Here is a 17,810-nt window from a genome sequence, read left to right on the forward strand (position 1 = left end):
CAGGAACATCTGCCGGCGGGTCTTTGTGCGGAACGCCCGCGGCCGTCGGTGCGGCCTAGAGCGTCCTTGGATCTTCGGCGTACATCTTCAACCTGATGTTCAAGGCGTCCGACATGTGGCGGGCCGCGATCTCCCCGGCGAGGGCGGAATCGCGGTCCCCGATGGCGGCCAGCAGGTCGGCGTAATCCGCCAGCACCACCGGCCACCGCCCCGGGTAGGTCAGGGTGGTGAGCGTGTACCGGCGGACCTGTTGGTCCAGGCGTTCCAGCAGTCCGATCAGCGACGGGCTGTGGGTGGCGCGCCACAGCTGGGTGTGGAAGGCGCGGTTGGTTTCCGCGAGCGCCCGGCCGTCGCTAGGGTCCAGCTGCTGCATCTGCGTCAGCAGCCCCGTGAGCAGCTGCCGGTCCAGGGCGGTTGCCTTGACGGCAGCCTTGGCCGCGGCGGCCTGCTCCAGGATGATCCTCGACTCGTAGATGTCGATGATTTCCTCGGCTGAATGCGTTCGGACCACCACCGCCTTGCCGCGCCGTTCCACCAGTCCGTCCTGTTCCAGCCGCTGCAGCGCCTCCCGCACCGGTGTCCGGGAGGCCCCGTACCGCTCGGTGAGCTTGGCCTCCGTGAGCGGCTCGTCAGGCGCAAAGACACTTGCGAGGACATCCTCGCGAAGCCGCTGGTGGATGGGAATGGCCACTTTTTCCTCTTTCCGTTGCTGGTGGGGTTGCTGGGCTGCCTAGGCGATGGAGCCTGCGCGGCGGCCGAAGACGGCGCCCGCCGCAAGCCCGGAGCCGCCGGGGTAGTTTCCGCTGAACAAACCACCCAGGGCTTCACCACAGGCATAGAGCCCATCAAGCGGCCCTGCGTCTTCGGTCAGCACGCGTCCCCAGGTGTCTGTCTTGAGGCCGCCGAACGTGAAGGTGATGCCGCAGGTCACCGGGAACGCGTAGTACGGGCCGGTGGCGATGCTTCGGGCCCAGTTGCTCTTCGGCGGCTGGGTATCCGCCAGGCGCCCGTCCTTGACGTTGGGGTCAAACGGGGCGCCCTCGGTGATCGAATCATTAAAGCTCTTCACCGTCTCCTCCAGCCCCTCAGGGCTGATGCCGGCCTTCTGTGCCAGCTCGGCAAGACTCGGCGCAGTGACCACCGAAACCCCCGGCATGTCGTACTCCTCCGCTCGCAGCATGGGACGGGAGGAAGCGTCAAAGATCTGGAAGGCGGCCGAGCCCGGCTGGGCAAGGATGTCCCGGCCGTACTTCGCATAGGTGTAGTTGCGGTAGTCGGCGCCCTCGTCCACGAACCGCTTCCCGTCGCTGTTCACCACGATGCCCAGCGGGTACCCGCCGCGGGTGAGCTGGTTGGTGAGTTCCAGGTTGCCCTCGTTCTCCGGGTGCCAGGCGTCCCAGGCGACGCTGTGGCAGGTTGACCAGTCGCCGCCCCTGGCCGCGCCGGCGTCCAATGCGGCGACGATCATCTCACCCGTGTTGCCCGGTGTGCCGCGGACCTTCGCGTTCTGCCAGCCCTCCCCCAGGTGTTGGCGGCGCAGTTCAGGTGATGCTTCAAAACCTCCCGAGGCGAGGATGACCGACTCGGCCCGGAGCTCACCTTCTCCGGATGAGGTGCGGTACCGGACCCCGCGGACGCGGCCGTCCTCCTGGATCAGTCCGGTGGCTGCGCAGTCATAGATGACCTCAACGCCCATGCGCTCCGCGGCCGCCCGGTGGTCGGCCATGAGCCCCTTTCCTCCTGCCACGTTGCCCACGTGCAGCCCGCCCCAGAACAGATACCCACCGTCCTGGGTCCGGTACGCCTGGCGCTCATACATCAGCCGGTATTTGAGTCCCATGCCGTGAAGCCAACGCAATGTCGGGTTGCTTTCGCTGACCAGGACCGCGGACAGTTCGGGGTCGTTGCGCCCTTCAGAGACCTTGGACAGATCGTCAAGGTACTCGGCAGCGGTATAGGCGGGGACTTCACTGACGGCGTGCCGATCGTCAGGCTCCACGAATTCGGTAAGCTCCTGGAGCCCGTCATGGGAGATGCGGGTGGCTCCGGCAGTGTAGAAGCTGTTGCCGCCCGATGCGGCCTCCCGGGACTTTTCCAGCAGGACGACTTTCCGTCCGCGCTCTGCGGCTGCAAGTGCTGCCGCAAATCCGGCGTTACCGCCGCCAACCACCAATACGTCGCTCTTGATCATCATCAATCTCCTCAGCTCCATCGCTGTACACGATTGTATACATAAGTATGCCGTCGCATGCAATGACGTCTTGGCGCAGGCTTAACGCGGCTCGGCGGGAGCGGTTTAGTGCCGGGATTTGTGGCTACCCGAGACGCGGGTGGCTGATTTCCTGGGCGTCGATGTACATCTGGATGCGGATGTTCTTTGCCTCGTCCATGTGGGCGCTGGCGATGCGGCCGGCCTCCTCCGCGTTCCGTGCGCGGATGGCCACCAACAGCTCCTCATGCTCCTTCAGTACGCGGTCCCAGCGCTCCTTGGTGGAGAGCGTGGTGCCGGGGTAGCGGATGAAGTGGACCAGGATCCGGTCCAGCAGGTCAAGGAGGGCGGCGCTGTGGCTGGCGGCCCAGATGCGCTCATGGAAGGTGCGGTTGGCGGCGGCCAGTTCAGCCGGAGTGGCAGCATCGAAATCAAGGGTGACCATGGCCTGGTGGGCGCGGTCGATCAGCATCAGGTCCATGTCGGTGTGCCGGAGAGCCGCGGTTTTTGCGGCCGCCTCCTCCAGGAAGGTCCGCACCTCGTAGAGGTCCAGCATCTCTTCCGGGCGGTACTCCCGCACCTGCATTCGCGAACCGTAGCGCTCCACGAGCCCCTCGGTTTCGAGGCGCCGCAAGGCTTCCCTGATGGGCGTCCGGGAGACGTTGTACTTCTTGGCCAGGGCACTTTCAACGAGCTGGGCACGGGGAGGCAGCTCCTGCGAGATGATGGCGTTCCTGATCATCAGGTAGGGGCTTGTCTCTGGTTGCGACGCCACGGGCGGCCTCCGGTCTTCATGCAAACAAGCGGCAGGACGCGCCGGCGCCATACCTTTAGCTGCAATTCTATCGCACTGCATACCGTTTCGGCGCGCTGTGAACACCGTGCCGATTTTCGGCACACCCGCTGCAGCAGGAAGCCCGCCAACCCACCTCGCCGGTATTCATATTCGAAGGACTGTTGCTTAAGTCATATCAACGGTATACCGTTTGTGACCAACGCCATACAGCAGAGCATGTACCGGATTCTGGTTTGCTCAGCTTTGAACATTCACCCGGCGGCTGCACACGGTGGCACGGGTATTTTCAGGAGAACCAATGACGCTTCTATCCAGGGAAGAGCCGCAGGCCGGCACCCTCCCCGTCACCCCGGTGCCGGCCACCCTCGTCCGTGGCGGCACCAGCAAATGCTGGATATTCCGGGACGTGGACCTTCCGTCTGACGCCCTGGAGACGGACCGCCTCCTTATCCGCACCTTCGGTTCGCCGGACCTCCGCCAAATCGACGGAGTCGGCGGCGCCTCGTCAACCACCAGCAAGGCCATCACCGTGGCCGGCACGGACCCGGACGGAACGGTCCGCTACCGGTTCGCCCAGGTGGCCATCGACAAGCCGGCAGTCGAGTGGGCCAGCAACTGCGGCAACTGCGCAACGGCGCTGGGTCTGTACGCGCTCCACGCCGGGCTGGTCGCTCCCACCGGGGAAGTCACCCGGGTACCCATCCTGAACACCGTGACCGGGCTGCGCCTGATTTGCGAGATCCCCACACCAGGGGCCAAGGTGCCGGCCTACGGCGGGCGGCGACTTGACGGCCAGCATTACCCCGGCGTCCCCATCGATGTCATCTTCCAGAAAACCTCATGGTCCACTTACGGAGCACAGTTCCCTACAGGCAACGCCATCGATGACATCGAGGTCGACGGGCAGCGGTACCAGGCGACACTGATCGACGCAGGCGCCCCGGCTGCACTCTTTGCCGCACAGGACCTGGGGCTGGACGCAACCGGCAGCGAGGACGCTTTGGAGGCGCTGGTCCGGATCGCTCCGCAGCTGCGCGCTGCGGCCGCCCGCAGGATGGGCCTGCCGCAGGACCTCAGCTCCATTCCGAAGGTAGGCATCGTGGGGCCTCCGCCTGCAGGCGCGACCGGCGTCTCGGCCCGGATGATCTCGATGACCGCACTGCACCCAGCCATCGGCCTCACCAGCGCGGTCGCCGTCGCTGCCGCCTCAGGAACAGCAGGCAGCGTGGTGCAGCGCAGCGTAGTTCCGGCGGCGGAGGCCGGACTCTTTATCCACTTACTGAAAGGCAAGACGGCGCTGGCATTGGATGCAGCCGATCCCACCGAAGTCTCCTTTCAACGCTCGGCCCGCGTCATCAGCGAAAGCACCATCCTGGTGCCCAGTGACTGAAGAAACCCCTACCGGAAAAACCCAGCCAAGGAATCAGCCATGAAAATCAGCATTCAAAACCTGCAGCTGAAGTACGGAAGCTTCACTGCCATCGAAAACCTCAACCTCGACATCGAAGACGGCGAGGCCCTCGTCCTGCTGGGCCAGTCCGGTTGCGGCAAGACCAGCACCATGCGCTGCATCGCCGGCCTGGAGGAACCCACGTCGGGGCGGATCATCATCGACGACGTGGTGGTCTTCGACTCCGAAAAGGGCATCAACCTGCCCCCGAACAAGCGCAACGTCGGCATGGTCTTCCAGTCCTACGCGGTATGGCCGCACATGACGGTGGCCCAGAACGTTGCCTACTCGCTCAAGCAGAAGAAGCTGTCCAAGAGCGAAATCGATGAGCGCGTCATGGAAGCCCTCACGCTGGTGGGCCTGGAGCCCTACGCGGACCGCGGCGCCAGCCTGCTCAGCGGCGGCCAGATGCAGCGCGTCGCCCTGGCGCGCAGCTTGGTCATGCGGCCCAGCGTGCTCATGCTCGACGAACCGCTCTCCAACCTTGACGCCCGCCTGCGTGACCGGCTCCGCGTTGAACTGCGTGAAATCCAGCTCCAGCTGGGGCTCACCTGTGTGTACGTCACCCACGACCAGCACGAAGCCTTCGCCCTGGCAGACCGCATCGCCCTGCTCCAGGGCGGCCGGATTGTGCAGATGGGAGCCCCGCAGCACATGTACGAGGCACCCGCCAGCGCCTCGATCGCCCACTTCCTCGGCGTCTCCAACATTATGGACTGCACCCCGGAGGGCACCGCCACCGGGTCCACCACCGCACGCATCACCAACAGCGAGCTCACCGTCCAGTCGGCGCAGCAGGCCAGCGATGCCGGCACATCCCCCAAGGTATGCATCCGGGCCGAGGACCTGCAGATCACCGCCATGCCCACCGAACACCCCAACTCATGGCCGGGAACGGTCCGGGTAGCGGGATTCCAGGGCAATGACATCCGGTACGCCATCCAGCTGGAATCCGGGCCCGAGCTTGATGCCCTGGGCGGACTTCGCCGCGGCGAACAGCACAAAGTGGGGGACCGCGTGTGGGTGACCGTCAACCCCCGCGAAGTCCAGATCCTGCCGGCTGAGGTCCTCGCATGAGCCTCAAGACCACCGAGGCGGCCACCCGCGCCGACGCCCGCCTCGCACCCACGCCGGCGCCCCGGGACTACCGTGCAGCCCGGACCCTTTCGGGCCTCCGGAAGAACACGCCGGGCCTGATCGTCCTGGTCATCCTCGGCGTCCTCATCGTTCTTCCTCTTGCCCTCGTCCTGCTCGCCGCCTTCTCGGACAGCGTTCCCCGGCCCGGCAGCATCTCGCTGGGCGGCCTGACACTGTCCAACCTGGCACTGCTGGCCACCCCGGAAGCACTCGGGGCCCTGGTCAACTCGCTCATGGTCGGTGCCGGCTCTGCGATCGTCGCCCTGCTAATCGGGGCATTCCTGGCCTTCGTGTGTGCCCGCTCCGATGCGCCGTTGCGGAAGTTCATTTTCTTCATCGGGATGGCGCCGATGTTCATCCCCGCTTTGGTGGGCGCATTGGCCTGGTCCCTCCTGTGCTCGCCCAGCGCCGGGTACATCAACATCTTCCTCCGCGACCTGGGCATTGATGCCGCCATCAACATCTACAGCCTGCCGGGCCTGGTGTTCGTGCTGGGAATCTTTTACGCCCCGTACGCTTTCCTGCTGCTGCACAGCTCGCTGTCTATGATGAACGCCGACCTCGAAGAGGCCGCCACCGTCCACGGGGCCCCACTGCGCACCATGCTGCGTACCGTCACCCTGCCCCTGGCCCTGCCGGCCATCCTGGGCTCCGCCGTCCTGGTCTTCGCCTTGACCATGGAGAACTTCCCCGTGGCCCAGGTCATCGGCAACCCCGCCGGCGTGGACACCCTGCCCACCTACATCTACCGCCTTATGAGCGCCACGCCCGCCAAGAGCAACCAGGCGGCGAGTGTCGCCGTGATCCTGACCGTTGCGCTGATGGCCGTGACCCTCATCCAGCAGCGCATCATCAACAAGCGCAAATTCACCACCATGACCGGCAAGGGCAACCGTCCCCGCCAGGTGCCGCTTCGCAAGATGCGCTGGCCGTTCACCATCCTGGCCCTGGCCTACTTCGCCGTTTCGGTGGTCCTGCCGATGCTGGCCCTGCTGGCCGCTTCGATGCAGGCCACCCCTTTCGTGTCCTCGATGTCGCAGCTGCTCGAAGCCAACTCCCTTAGCTTCGCGAAGCTGATCGAGGTCCTGGGATCCAACGACTTCCAGCTCGCCCTGAAGAACAGTGTCCTGGTGGCCCTGATCGCAGCCTTCGCCGGCACCACCCTCAGCTTCATCGCCTCCTACATCCGGTACCGCACCAAGTCCAAGGTGGGACGCCTGATCGAGCTGGTGGCCATGACCCCTCTCGCCGTCCCCGCCATCGTCATGGGCATCGGACTGCTCTGGACCTGGCTGCTGCTGCCCCTGCCCATCTACGGCACCCTGGCGATCCTCGCCGTCGCCTGCGTGGCCGTGTTCATGCCGCAGGGATACCGCGGTGTCTCCGCGTCAATGCTCCAGATGGACCAGGACCTCGAAGACAGCGCCGTGATGCTCGGCGCCGGGCGGACCCGGTCCGTACTGGATGTCACCCTGCCCCTGATGCGCGTCGGCATCATGTCCTCGTTCCTGCTGTTCCTCATGCTGTCCATGCGTGAGCTCAGCGCCTCCATCTTCCTCTTCACCTCGAACACCCGGATCCTGTCCATCCTCGTCTTCGACAACTTCGACAACGGCCAGAGCCAGGCAGCTGCCGCCGTCAGCGTCCTGTACTGCCTCGTCATCGGAATCCTCGCCGTCATCGCCCAAAAAGTCGGCGGCGAACGCAAGACCAAGAACTGACCTCCCACCCACCTTTGAAAGGGACACCACAATGAAGTTAGCGTTCAAACTGCCCGCTTTTACCGCAGCCGGAGTACTGCTCGCCCTCAGCCTTGCCGGCTGCGGAAGCCCCGCCCAGAGTGCCGGCGTGGTCACGGCCACAGCCACCGTAAGCACCGATGACGGACTGGTGATCAACGGCGAGTCCATCGCGGACAAGGCCACGTACGAGAAGGCAAAATCGCAAACCCTGTCCCTGTACTCCGGCTACACCGACTCCTCCGAAAGCGCGCTGGTGGACGCCTTCACCAAGGACACCGGCATCAAGGTCAACGTCGTCCGGCTCACCCCGAACAAGCTCTCCGAGCGCGTACTGTCCGAGCAGGGTGCCGGCAAGCTCAGCGCCGACGTCATCCGCACGTCCGACTACCGGATTGCCAAGTCCATGGAGGACGCCAAGGTCTGGAAGGCCTACGACGTACCCGGCGCCTCGGCCCTCAAGGACGTTTCCGTGGACGGCGGCCAGTTCACCCGCATGTTCAACTCCGTCTACACCCTGGGCTACAACACCCAGTTGGTGAAGGAAGCCGATGCCCCCAAGTCATGGGCGGATGCCGTCGGCGGGAAGTGGCAGGGCAAGCTGGGCATCGTCCAGGGCGGCTCGGGCGGGAGCACAGCTGCGCTGAACAGGTTCATGGAAACCAAGATGGGCGGCGACTACTTCGCCAAGTACGCTGCGCAGAAGCCCAAAATCTATGACTCCCTGGGCGCTGAAGCCACGGCGCTGGCCCGCGGTGAAGTGGCCGTAGGCACGGTCACCATCAGCGGCACCAACATCTCGGCCGTCCAGGACAAGGCTCCGGTCAAGTTCATCGTCCCCGAGGAAGGACTCGTCTCTTACGACTACTACCTGGGCATGACGGGCACCGCTACAAACGTGGAAGCCGCGAAGGTCTTCATGAACTACAACCTTTCCAAGCAGGGCCAGCAGGTCTTCGCGCAGATCGGTGAATACCCGGTCCGCACCGACGTGGCACCGCCCACCATCATGGGCGTGACGCTCCCCGCCGTCGATTCCGGCAAGGTCTACCGCATGCAGAACACCGACGCCGCGACCTACGGCAAGGACGACCTTGCCAAGTGGAACCAGGTCTTCGGCTACACCAAGTAACCCCGAAATCCCACGCCCGGGGACCCGGCCTCCGCCGGGTCCCCGGGCTTCTTGTTTCACACCACCATCAGGAGCCCTGTGACCGCCGTCCACGCCGCCGCACTTCCGGTACCCCGGAACACCTCGTCCCTGCTGGTCCTCCAGGACGGCAGGACCGTCGTCGAACTGGGCGACACCACCCGCGCCAGCTACGTCGCCTCTATGCGCAAGAGCCTGCTCTCGATCCTTTTCGGCATCCAGGTGGACGCCGGCACGGTCAGCCTCGACACCACCCTTGGTGAGCTCGGTGTTGACGATGTGGGCGGCCTGCTGCCCATCGAGCGGACGGCCCGGCTCCGTGACCTGTTGACGTCGCGGTCGGGGGTCTACCATCCGCCGTCCAGCCCGGGCAGTGACGAGGATGCTTTCCCTGCACGTGGCACAAAGGCGCCCGGGCAATATTTCGTCTACAACAACTGGGATTTCAACGCCGCCGGCGCCATCTTCGAGAAGGCCAGCGGCCTGGGCGTCTTCGATGCGTTCGAGAAGCACCTAGCCGGTCCGCTGGGGTTCGACGACTACGTCCCCACACGCCAGCAGATGCTCGGGGACGACCAAAAGTCCTCCTTCCGGGCTTACCACTTCTTCCTCTCCGCCCGGGACCTGGCGAAGATCGGGCTGCTGATGGCTGCCGGCGGCCAGTGGCAGCGCCGGCAGCATGTCCCCCGGGAATGGGTCAGGGAGAGCGTGGCCACCCATGTGAGGCGCGCAGACATGGCGCCGGCCACAGGTTTTGGCACCTGCGACTACGGCTACCTGTGGTGGCTCCCCCGGGAATCCGGCCCGCAGTGGGAGGGGGCGTTCCTGGCTGCGGGCAACTACGGCCAGTTCCTGCTGGTCCTGCCGGCGATCGGGAGCGTCATTGTGCACCGGCGCGTCGTCAGCGACAGCTTCGCCATCGCACGGAACACCCGCACGGCAACTGCCTCGACGGCAGGCCCTGCTCCGGTGACCCACTCCGAATTCATGGACCTTGCCAGGGCGCTGGTTGCCGGGCCCCTGGCCCGGTAGGCGTCAGGAAAGGCACGGTACGACGGCGGCCCCATCCATTGTCAGGAAGCCGCGCCCTTGGCGACGGAACGGAACACCTTGGTTGCCTGCTGCGCGGCGGGGCTGAGCCTCCGGTTTGCCAGGTGCGCAAGAAGGATGCGGCGCTTCGGAGCCCCCGCGAGCGGGACTGCAACGACGTCGGGGCGCAGGGCCGTCAGCGCCAGCCTTGGTGCCAGCGCGATCCCGATACCGGCCGCCACCATGCCCTGCGTCTCCTGGTAATCATTGGCCGCGAAGGCGATCCGCGGCTCGAACCCGGCGTCGCGGCATACCCGGCTGAGGACATCGGCCACGGGGTGCTCATCGCGCACCACCCATTCCTGGTCGCTCAATGCGCCGATGCGGACCGAGCGCAGTTTCGCAATGTGGTGCTCACGCGGGACCAGCAGCATTGTTGGATCGTTCATCAGCGTGGCCAGGGTCAAGTCAGGATCCTGGATCTGCTGCCAGGGGTAGTCCCACAGCAGCGTCAGCTCGATTTCCCGCCGCCGCAACCGTTCCAGCAAACCGTCCCGCCGGGCGCTCACCACCGTTACCGCCACCTCCGGATGGCGGGCGCGGAACGCCAGCACCACATCCGGCATCAGGGAGGCCCCGCCGGTGGGAAAGGTCCCGAGCCGCAGTTGGCCGCGCCGAAGGCCCGCGAACTCCCCCATTTCGGCACGGGCAGCTTCCACGGTCCTGTCGATCTCGTCGGCGTAGTGCAGCAGGGCGTGCCCCGCCTCGGTCAGGACCACGCCCCGCGGGTGGCGCTCGATCAGGACCACACCCATCTCCTGCTCGAGTTTCGCGATCTGCTGCGACACCGCTGACGTGGTGAAGGAGAGTGCGGCGGCAGCGGAGGTCAGGGAGCCGGAACGGCCCACCTCGCGGAGCACGTGGAGCCGGTGGAGGTCAAGGATTGCCATGCATTGAGTTTAGCAAAAGTAGATAGTCGTCCACTTATTTGCGATTGTGCTGAAGGCTGCCATCCCGGATCGTAGAAGGACAAGGTGCTGTGAAGTAGGGCACCTGCAAGTTACGAGGGAGAAATACAGTGGGACTCAAAGGACATTGGTACCGGGGCGGCACCAGCAAGTGCTGGCTCTTCGATGCCAGGGACGTGGCCCTCCACGCCGCCACCCGCGAGGACATCCCCGCACTGCTGTCCGCCGCATTCGGCGCAGCGGATGCGCGGCAACTGGACGGCGTCGGGGGCGGAACGTCCACCACGTCAAAGGCTGCGGTCATCTGGGCCACCCCCGGCGCGGAGGCAGACCTCGACTACCTTTTCGCCCAGGTGGGGATCGGCGACCCCACCGTTGAGCTGGGTTCCAACTGCGGCAACTGCGCCACCGCCATTGCCCTGTTCGCAGTCCAGACGGGCATCGTTCCCGCCGGGGACGGCATGACCAAGGTCCGCATGCGCCACGTCACGTCCGGCGCCGTGCTCAGCGGAGCGGTTCCAACTCCCGGCGGCCACATTCCCAAGTCCGGCCTGGCGCGGGTTCCGGGCAGCAGCGCCGCCGGTGTTCCCGTCAGCCTCTCGTTCCACGGCCCCTGGGGCCAGAACACCGGCGCACTCCTGCCCACCGGCAACCCGGTGGACCAGCTTGAGGTCAACGGCAGGATCCTGGGCGCAACGATGGTGGACGCCGGCGCCCCTGCCGTGCTCCTTGCAGCCGACCAGGCCGGCGTCGACCTTTCCTCGATGACGGACAACCTCCCCGCGCAGCTGCCCACCCTCATTGCGGCACGGGCATCAGCAGGCCTGATCATGGGGCTGCGCAAGCCTGAGGATCCGCCGCAGAACGCTGTCCCGAAAGTCGGGGTTGTGGCGCCTGCCGGGGACTACATCGCCGCGGACGGAACCACCATCACCGCCGGCAGCCACGACGTGCGGGTGCGGATGCTGTCCATGCTCGCGCCCCACCCGGCCATCGGCCTCACCTCAGCCGTGGCAGTGGCCCTCGCAGCCTCGCAGCCGTCGTCGGTGGTAGCCAACGCAGCAGCCCAATCATCCTCCGCCGGCACCGGAACTCCCCGCTTGCTGCGGATCGGGACACCTGCCGGCGTGATCACCGCCGAAATCATCACCGATGACACCGGCACCGTCAGCGAAGTGGCCCTCCACCGGGCGGCCCGCCATATCGCCACCGCAGATATCGACGTGGCCCCGGCCGCCGAGCTGTCTGCCTAACACCCCTATCTCTTTGCCCCATCATTAAGGGGCCGCACCAACCAGGAAGTTGTTCAATGAAGATCAAATCCATCCTCGGACACCTGTATGTCCAGGTACTCATCGGAGTCGCCCTCGGCGTCGTTGTGGGCGCGCTGTGGCCGGACCTCGGTTCGTCCCTCAAGCCCATCGGCGACGGCTTCGTGAAACTCGTGAAGTTCATGATCGCCCCCATCGTGTTCTGCACCATCGTCGGAGGCATCACGTCGCTGAGGGACACCAAGAAGGTGGGCCCCACCCTGATCCGTTCGCTGGGCCTCTTCTACGCGCTGACGGCACTCGCCCTGGCCCTGGGCCTGGCCGCGGTGACGCTGTTCCAGCCCGGCGCCGGGATGCACATCGATCCCACGCATCTGGACTCCTCGGTGGCGCAGAAGTACACCACGCAGCTGCCCAGCAGCAACCCCGTGGACTTCATCCTCAGCATCATCCCCACCACCTTCGTTGGCGCCTTCGCCGATGGTGAAGTCCTGCCCGTGCTGGTCATTGCACTGCTGTGCGGCTTCGCCTTCAGCAAGCTCGGCGCACCGGGCCAGCTGGCCCTGAACGTGGTCAACAGCTTCAACAAGCTGCTCTTCATCATGTTTGGCTACATCATGAAGGTGGCTCCGCTGGGAGCCTTTGGGGCCATGGCCTTCACGGTGGGCAAGTACGGCGCCCACTCCATCGGCAACCTCGGCATGCTGATCCTTGCCTTCTACGCCGCCTGCATCGTCTTCGTGGTGGTCGGCCTGGGCATCCTGGCCAAGGTGACCGGCTTCAGCCTGTGGCAGATCCTGCGCTACTTCAAGGACGAATTCCTGATCGTCCTGGCCACGTCCTCCAGCGAACCGGTCCTGCCGCGCCTGCTGTCCAAGCTCGAGCGGATCGGCTGCGACCGCAGCGTTGTAGGACTCGTGGTCCCCACCGGTTACTCCTTCAACCTCACCGGCACGGCCATTTACCTCACCCTGGCCTCCATGTTCATCGCCCAGGCCTGCGACATCCACCTGAGCTGGGGCCAGATCCTGCTGATGCTCGGCATGATGCTGCTGACCTCCAAGGGCGCGGCGGGCGTCACCGGCAGCGGCTTCGTGGCCCTGGTGGCCACCCTGACAGTCATGCCCACCCTGCCGGTGGCCGGCGTGGCCCTCATCGTTGGCATCGACCGGTTCATGAGCGAGGCCCGCGCCCTCACCAGCACGGTCTGCAACATCGTCTCCTGCGTGGCAATCGCCAAGTGGCAGGGTGAGCTGGACATGGTCAAGCTCCGCTCCGAGCTCCAGGCGGGCTTCGTGCCCACCGAGGCGGAGAAGGTCCAGCTGGCCGAACCGGCCCTGGCCCACTAACCGGCCGCCAAGCCACCACCCCAGGGTTTGCCCGGGACCCCGGAACGGGTCCCGGGCAGATCCCTGAGCGGGGTACTACTGCACAAACCCACACGGAAAGGACCCGCCAATGAGCCAGCGCCAAACGGAGCAGGACATTGCAGAAGACTGCGATGAAGGGACCTGCTTCTACTGCCAGAGCCCGGAAACCGACTAGCGGCCCAGCTGTCGGGCCCTACACCCACTGCTCCCATACCGTCAGCTTGAGGGTGATGCTCCCGGACGAACCAGCCACCACAGCACCAGCCCCCACGGAAGGGTCGACGACGGCACCCACCCTGCCGCCGTCGTCGTCCCGTCCGGCAAAACCAGCCTTCCAATTAAAGCCAGCCCCGCGGGCAAAACCGGCCCAGCGCATCACGCCCGGACCGCCTCAGCAGCCTCATCGGCGGTACGCACCGGCGTTTCCAGCCCCAGGTGATCGCGGAGCGTGTTCCCGCGGTACTCCGTGGGGTACACGCCGCGTTCCTGGAGTTCGGGGACCAGGTGGTTCACGATGTCATCCAGGCCGGTGGGGATCAGCCACGGGGAAATGTTGAATCCGTCCACGGCGCCCACCCGCGCGTACTCGGCCAGCTGGTCCGCCACCTCAACGTACGAACCGGTGAAGGTGGAATCAATCCGCGCGGTCTTCGAGGTGACGAACTGCCGGATGGACAGCCCCTTGTCCTTGGCTTCCGCCCGCCACTGGTCCGCCAGCTGCCGGGCCTTGGCGCCGTGGAAACCGCTGCCCCGGGTTTCGGACGTTTCCTCCACCACCGGATCGATCTCCGGCAGGGGGCCGTCCGGATCGTAAGAGGACAGCTCGCGGCCCCAGAACTGCTCCAGGTAGGCAATGGCCTGCTGCGGGCCGATCTGCAAGCTGCGCACCCACTCCTTCTTCTCAGCGGCTTCGGCGGCAGTAGGCGCCAGGATGAACTCGCTGGCCGGCATGATCTGCACGGCGTTGGCGCCACGACCGGCGGCCACGGACCGCTCCACGAGGTCCTTCCGGAAGTCCACGGCGTCGTCGAACTTCGGGTGGGCAGAGAAGATCACGTCCGCCTGCCGGGCTGCGAAATTGCGGCCCTCGGGCGAGTCGCCGGCCTGGAACAGCACCGGCCGGTACTGGGCGCTGCGCGGCAGCCGCGGCGTGACGTCCACCGTGTAGTGCTGCCCCTGATGCAGCACCCGGCGGGCAGGGCCGTTCGGCGTCTCCCAGGAATCCCAGATCCGTTTGGCTGTCTCCACGAATGCTTCGGCGTGCTTGTACCGGTCGGCGTGGTCCAGGTAGCCGCCGCGGCGGAAGTTCGCACCGGTCCAGGCGTTGTCAGTGGTCACGATGTTCCACGCCGCGCGGCCGCCCGAGATCAGGTCCAGGGAGGCGAGCCGGTGCGCCAAATCGGCGGGATCGTTGTAGGTGGTGTTCTGGGTCGCCACCAGGCCGATGTTCTTCGTCACCGACGCCAGGGCGGCGAGCATGGTTTGTGCATCCGGCCTGCCCACCACGTCCAGCGCGTGCGGGCGGCCCAGGTGCTCCCGCAGGCGCAGCCCCTCGCCCAGGAAGAACGCGGCGAACAGGCCCCGCTCCGCGGTCTGGGCGATCCGGCGGAACGATTCGAAGTCCGTCTGCGAGCCCGATTCGGCGGCCTTCCAGATGGTGCCCGAGTTGACGCCCTGGAAGAAGACCCCAAACTGGATCTGGCCGCTCGGGGTGAAGATCTCGGATTTAGCACGGGTGTGCTGTGTCATGTTTTTCCCTCACTTTCCGGCGCCGGCAGGCGCAGCAGCGGCGGCGGTTGCATAGCGGCTGGCCGGGCGCTCCAGGCCGAGCAGGTCGCGGAAGGTTCCGTCCTGCGCCACCGGGCGGAGTGCTCCGCGGCGCCGCAGTTCCGGAAGGACCAGCCGGCCCAGTTCCTCCACGTCAACAAAGAGCGACGCCGGGTGCAGCCGCACGCCGTCGGCCTCCTTTAGAAGGTCGGCGAGGAAGTCGGTGAGGCCGGCCGCAGAACCTGCGAAAGCCGCCCGGCCGCCGTCGAACGATGCGTCCCGCGCAGCCGCGTCCTGGCCGCGGGCGTCCAGGACGACGTCGAGCTCGGCGATCACGGCAATGGACGCCCCCACCCGGGCCCGGACGTCGCGGACCTCAGCCGCCAACAGTTCCGCTGCGGGCGCGGACACCAGCACGGCATCCACCGCGTCCGCCCGGACTTCGCCGAGCAGGGACGCGGGAACCAGCACCGGCAACTGCCCCTGGAGCGGCCGCGGAATGATGGATGGCCCCTTGACCGAGTACCCAACACCGGCAAACCCGGCAGGCGTCTGGAAACCAACGTAGTGCAGCTTGTCCACGTCGATGTACCGGCCGGTGGCAACGTCGCGGATCACGGCGTCGTCCTCCCAGGAATCCCACAGCCGGCGGGACACCTCGATGGAGGCGGCCGCTTCCTGGCCCAGCGCCGCGCCGGTGACGGCGGAACGGCCGACGGCGGCAGCCGCTTCAGGTGCGTCGGCGGCGGTGGCGATCCACCCGGCCCGGCCGCGGGACACGTAGTCCAGGCTGGCCAGCTGGGTGGAGACGTGGAAAGGCTCGGTGTAGACGGTGTCCACCTCCGGGACCAGCGCAATGGTGTGCGTCACCGGCCCCGCGAAGGCTGCCCGCTGCAGGGCGTTGGCCCCGGCGGGAACCGGTGCGTCGGTGAAGGTGGCGGCGTGGAAGCCGGCCGACTCTGCTGCCAGCACGGCGCGGGCAAGGTCCGCACCGTCCCAGCCGGCGCCGTCGAGCTCGATCGCCAGGAAGCCCGGCTTTTTGAAGGTACTCACTGCTGGTCCTGACGTTCGTAGGGAATCTTTTCGCCGGCTTCGATGGCCACGGGCAGCCGGTTTTCGGCTGGCGGCAGCGGGCAGGTGGCCAGGTCCGTGTAGGCGCACGGCAGGTTCACGGCCCGGTTGAAGTCCAGCACCACGGACCCGTCCGCGGCGGGCACCACCGAGAGGGAGCGGTTGGCCGCGTAGGTGGTCTTGCCGGAGGTCTGGTCGGTGAACAGCACGGACAGGGAGCCGGGCGCGTGGCCGTTGAACGCGGTCAGCGCCAGCTCCTGGCCGGCCAGCTTGAAGCGGATTTCCCCGGGTGCCTCGTAGACATGCTGGATGCCTTCCACGGCTGCACCCACGGTGGTGGGCCGCGGCGCCTCGAACGGCACGAAGGTTCCGCGGACGGCATAGGCAGCGTCCGGGGAGTAGGTGGGCGTGCCTTGGTAGGCCTGCAGGAGCGGGTTTTCGGGGTGACGCGGCCGCACGATGTACTCGCCGCCCCGCTTGGCCAGTTCAATGACGGTCTCGCCGGAGACCAGGTTGATGCCGCCGCGTTCTTCGACAGGCCCGAACTCCAGCGATGCGCCGGCTTCGGTGTTCAGCTCCGTGCCGTCCTGCTGCAGGCTGTCACCCGGTTCCAAAAGGACGCGGACGACGTCGGCCGCCACGCTCCAGGTGCCCGGGGCGCCTTCCAGCCGGGCGGGTTCGCTGCCCAGCCAGTGCAGGTGGGTCACCGCCAGGAAGCCGTGCGGGTGGGCGCGGTGCTGTTCGTGGGCGGCGTGCCATTCCTGCCAGTCGGCGTCGAAGGACTCGAGGGCGGTTTCAGTGTGTACGGCGTTCATGAGGCCTTCCCGGAAGGAGTTGCAGCGGATTGGGTGGCCGCGAAATTCTCATCGGTGACGGTCTTGGATTCCGGCAGGGCTTCCTCGGACAGGCCCCAGCGCTCCAGGACCTTGCCGTAGGAGCCGTCCTTGATGGCCGAGTTGAGGGCCTCGGAGATGACCGGCGCCAGGCCGTTGCCGCGCAGGGTGGTGGCTGCCACCAGGGTTTCGGACGGCCAGCCTGCGTTCACTTTGCCCACCACCTTCAGGTCGTCCCGGGTGTTTTCCCGGTACACGGTGGACGGGTAGGGGGCGATGTTAAGGTCCGTCCGGCCGGAGGAGAGCGCCAGGATGGTGTCGGCGTCGGACGAGTAGTACTGCAGCGTGGCCGGGGCCTTGCCCTTGGCCTCCAGGTCCTCGTTCCAGGCGAGCAGGATCTTTTCCTGGTTGGTGCCGGACCCCACGGAGACCTTCAGGCCGGAGATATCGTCGGCGCCCTTGATGTTATAGGTGGCGGACTTTTTGGCCTCGAAGCCCATGTACGCGGCGCGGTAGCTGGCGAAGTCGAACAGTTTCACCCGGTCCTTGTTCACGCCCACGTTGGAGAAGACGGCCTCAAAGTCGCCGGACTGGGTCTTCAGCGGCCAGTTCTCCCAGGACGTGACCTGCACGTCCAGCTCCAAGCCCAGTTTGTCCGCCACCAGCTGGGCGATGTCCAGCTCGGAGCCGATCGGCGTCTTGTCGTCCGTGGCGTGGAAGGACAGCGGGATGGAACCGGCCGTGGTGGCCACCGTCAGCTTGCCGTCCTTGCTGATCAGGGCGGGAACCTTGGCGGCGAGCGCCGGGTCCTTCTCCGCGCGGATCCGCTGCTGGTCCGGGGACGTGTTGTAGACCACGCCGTTGCGGGCCGCCGTCGTCTGCGCGCCGCCGCTGGGGTTGCCGGCGGCCGAGGCGCCGGGATCGGCGCACCCTGCCAGCGCGGCGGTGCCAAGGAGGACGACGGCGGGAAGCACCGCGAGCGCGCGGCTGCGGCGGAGGCCGGGGGTGGAGAAAGCCATG

Annotated in this window: 16 protein-coding genes; 7 read left to right on the top strand and 9 right to left on the bottom strand. The window is 66.4% G+C overall.

Translation table 11 applies throughout. The features are described from left to right. Positions 1–55: 55 nt before the first annotated feature. The 3 genes from DFO47_RS13445 to DFO47_RS13455 all read right to left on the bottom strand — a co-directional run bounded on the left by DFO47_RS13445 (position 56) and on the right by DFO47_RS13455 (position 2,984). A complete protein-coding gene (locus tag DFO47_RS13445; protein WP_018763868.1) occupies positions 56–691 on the bottom strand; it encodes a GntR family transcriptional regulator in 636 nt (211 codons plus the stop codon). Positions 692–730: 39 nt separating this feature from the next. Beyond that, the gene (gene tcuA, locus DFO47_RS13450; protein ID WP_133831944.1) at positions 731–2,194 is read right to left on the bottom strand and encodes an FAD-dependent tricarballylate dehydrogenase TcuA; all 1,464 of its coding nucleotides are present in this window, start codon (positions 2,192–2,194) and stop codon (positions 731–733) included. A 121-nt stretch (positions 2,195–2,315) separates the two neighbouring features. Beyond that, a complete protein-coding gene (locus DFO47_RS13455; protein WP_223992974.1) occupies positions 2,316–2,984 on the bottom strand; it encodes a GntR family transcriptional regulator in 669 nt (222 codons plus the stop codon). A 319-nt stretch (positions 2,985–3,303) separates the two neighbouring features. Between DFO47_RS13455 and DFO47_RS13460 the strand changes: the two genes are divergently transcribed. The 5 genes from DFO47_RS13460 (at position 3,304) to DFO47_RS13480 (ending at position 9,513) form a co-directional block, all read left to right on the top strand. After that, positions 3,304–4,395, top strand: a complete 1,092-nt coding sequence (locus tag DFO47_RS13460; RefSeq protein WP_133831945.1) for a PrpF domain-containing protein — start codon at positions 3,304–3,306, stop codon at positions 4,393–4,395. Between the two features lie 39 nt (positions 4,396–4,434). Continuing rightward, positions 4,435–5,532, top strand: a complete 1,098-nt coding sequence (locus DFO47_RS13465; RefSeq protein ID WP_018763864.1) for an ABC transporter ATP-binding protein — start codon at positions 4,435–4,437, stop codon at positions 5,530–5,532. Next, on the top strand, positions 5,529–7,313 hold the full coding sequence (locus DFO47_RS13470; RefSeq protein WP_018763863.1) for an iron ABC transporter permease: 1,785 nt from the start codon (positions 5,529–5,531) through the stop codon (positions 7,311–7,313). Before DFO47_RS13465 ends, DFO47_RS13470 begins: the two co-directional genes overlap by 4 nt. A gap of 31 nt (positions 7,314–7,344) precedes the next feature. Beyond that, positions 7,345–8,463 carry an extracellular solute-binding protein gene (locus DFO47_RS13475; protein ID WP_133831946.1) on the top strand — a complete coding sequence of 373 codons (1,119 nt, stop codon included), beginning with the start codon at positions 7,345–7,347 and terminating at the stop codon, positions 8,461–8,463. Positions 8,464–8,541: 78 nt separating this feature from the next. Then, positions 8,542–9,513, top strand: coding sequence for a serine hydrolase (locus DFO47_RS13480; protein ID WP_133831947.1), 972 nt, complete (start codon positions 8,542–8,544; stop codon positions 9,511–9,513). Between the two features lie 41 nt (positions 9,514–9,554). Here the strand turns inward: DFO47_RS13480 and DFO47_RS13485 are convergent, their stop codons facing one another. After that, on the bottom strand, positions 9,555–10,460 hold the full coding sequence (locus DFO47_RS13485; RefSeq protein ID WP_133831948.1) for a LysR family transcriptional regulator: 906 nt from the start codon (positions 10,458–10,460) through the stop codon (positions 9,555–9,557). 128 nt (positions 10,461–10,588) lie between these two features. Between DFO47_RS13485 and DFO47_RS13490 the strand changes: the two genes are divergently transcribed. After that, the gene (locus tag DFO47_RS13490; protein WP_133831949.1) at positions 10,589–11,731 is read left to right on the top strand and encodes a PrpF domain-containing protein; all 1,143 of its coding nucleotides are present in this window, start codon (positions 10,589–10,591) and stop codon (positions 11,729–11,731) included. Between the two features lie 56 nt (positions 11,732–11,787). After that, positions 11,788–13,098, top strand: a complete 1,311-nt coding sequence (dctA, locus tag DFO47_RS13495; protein ID WP_018763858.1) for a C4-dicarboxylate transporter DctA — start codon at positions 11,788–11,790, stop codon at positions 13,096–13,098. A 214-nt stretch (positions 13,099–13,312) separates the two neighbouring features. Here dctA and DFO47_RS13500 read toward each other — a convergent pair whose 3' ends face one another. The 5 genes from DFO47_RS13500 to DFO47_RS13520 are packed head-to-tail and all read right to left on the bottom strand — an operon-like array spanning position 13,313 to position 17,809. After that, positions 13,313–13,495, bottom strand: a complete 183-nt coding sequence (locus DFO47_RS13500) for a hypothetical protein (protein ID WP_133831985.1) — start codon at positions 13,493–13,495, stop codon at positions 13,313–13,315. Beyond that, positions 13,495–14,868 carry an NtaA/DmoA family FMN-dependent monooxygenase gene (locus DFO47_RS13505; RefSeq protein WP_133831950.1) on the bottom strand — a complete coding sequence of 458 codons (1,374 nt, stop codon included), beginning with the start codon at positions 14,866–14,868 and terminating at the stop codon, positions 13,495–13,497. The genes DFO47_RS13500 and DFO47_RS13505 overlap by 1 nt, the downstream gene beginning before the upstream one ends. Before the next feature lie 9 nt (positions 14,869–14,877). Next, a complete protein-coding gene (locus DFO47_RS13510; protein WP_133831951.1) occupies positions 14,878–15,939 on the bottom strand; it encodes an LLM class flavin-dependent oxidoreductase in 1,062 nt (353 codons plus the stop codon). Further along, complete coding sequence (locus DFO47_RS13515; RefSeq protein ID WP_133831952.1) at positions 15,936–16,772, bottom strand: DUF1684 domain-containing protein; 837 nt, start codon at positions 16,770–16,772, stop codon at positions 15,936–15,938. Before DFO47_RS13515 ends, DFO47_RS13510 begins: the two co-directional genes overlap by 4 nt. Continuing rightward, positions 16,769–17,809 carry a transporter substrate-binding domain-containing protein gene (locus DFO47_RS13520; RefSeq protein ID WP_133831953.1) on the bottom strand — a complete coding sequence of 347 codons (1,041 nt, stop codon included), beginning with the start codon at positions 17,807–17,809 and terminating at the stop codon, positions 16,769–16,771. Before DFO47_RS13520 ends, DFO47_RS13515 begins: the two co-directional genes overlap by 4 nt. Position 17,810: the final 1 nt, after the last annotated feature.

It is taken from the genome of Arthrobacter sp. AG258 (assembly GCF_004364695.1).
Taxonomy (GTDB): Bacteria; Actinomycetota; Actinomycetes; order Actinomycetales; family Micrococcaceae; genus Arthrobacter.

What these genes read in the sequence shown, in the direction of transcription:
- DFO47_RS13515 (WP_133831952.1), bottom strand. Translation starts at nt 16,772, where the DNA reads ATGAACGCCGTACACACTGAAACCGCCCTCGAGTCCTTCGACGCCGAC.
- DFO47_RS13505 (WP_133831950.1), bottom strand. Translation starts at nt 14,868, where the DNA reads ATGACACAGCACACCCGTGCTAAATCCGAGATCTTCACCCCGAGCGGC.
- DFO47_RS13520 (WP_133831953.1), bottom strand. Translation starts at nt 17,809, where the DNA reads ATGGCTTTCTCCACCCCCGGCCTCCGCCGCAGCCGCGCGCTCGCGGTG.
- dctA (WP_018763858.1), top strand. Translation starts at nt 11,788, where the DNA reads ATGAAGATCAAATCCATCCTCGGACACCTGTATGTCCAGGTACTCATC.
- DFO47_RS13465 (WP_018763864.1), top strand. Translation starts at nt 4,435, where the DNA reads ATGAAAATCAGCATTCAAAACCTGCAGCTGAAGTACGGAAGCTTCACT.
- DFO47_RS13470 (WP_018763863.1), top strand. Translation starts at nt 5,529, where the DNA reads ATGAGCCTCAAGACCACCGAGGCGGCCACCCGCGCCGACGCCCGCCTC.
- DFO47_RS13485 (WP_133831948.1), bottom strand. Translation starts at nt 10,460, where the DNA reads ATGGCAATCCTTGACCTCCACCGGCTCCACGTGCTCCGCGAGGTGGGC.
- DFO47_RS13500 (WP_133831985.1), bottom strand. Translation starts at nt 13,495, where the DNA reads ATGCGCTGGGCCGGTTTTGCCCGCGGGGCTGGCTTTAATTGGAAGGCT.
- DFO47_RS13475 (WP_133831946.1), top strand. Translation starts at nt 7,345, where the DNA reads ATGAAGTTAGCGTTCAAACTGCCCGCTTTTACCGCAGCCGGAGTACTG.
- DFO47_RS13460 (WP_133831945.1), top strand. Translation starts at nt 3,304, where the DNA reads ATGACGCTTCTATCCAGGGAAGAGCCGCAGGCCGGCACCCTCCCCGTC.
- tcuA (WP_133831944.1), bottom strand. Translation starts at nt 2,194, where the DNA reads ATGATGATCAAGAGCGACGTATTGGTGGTTGGCGGCGGTAACGCCGGA.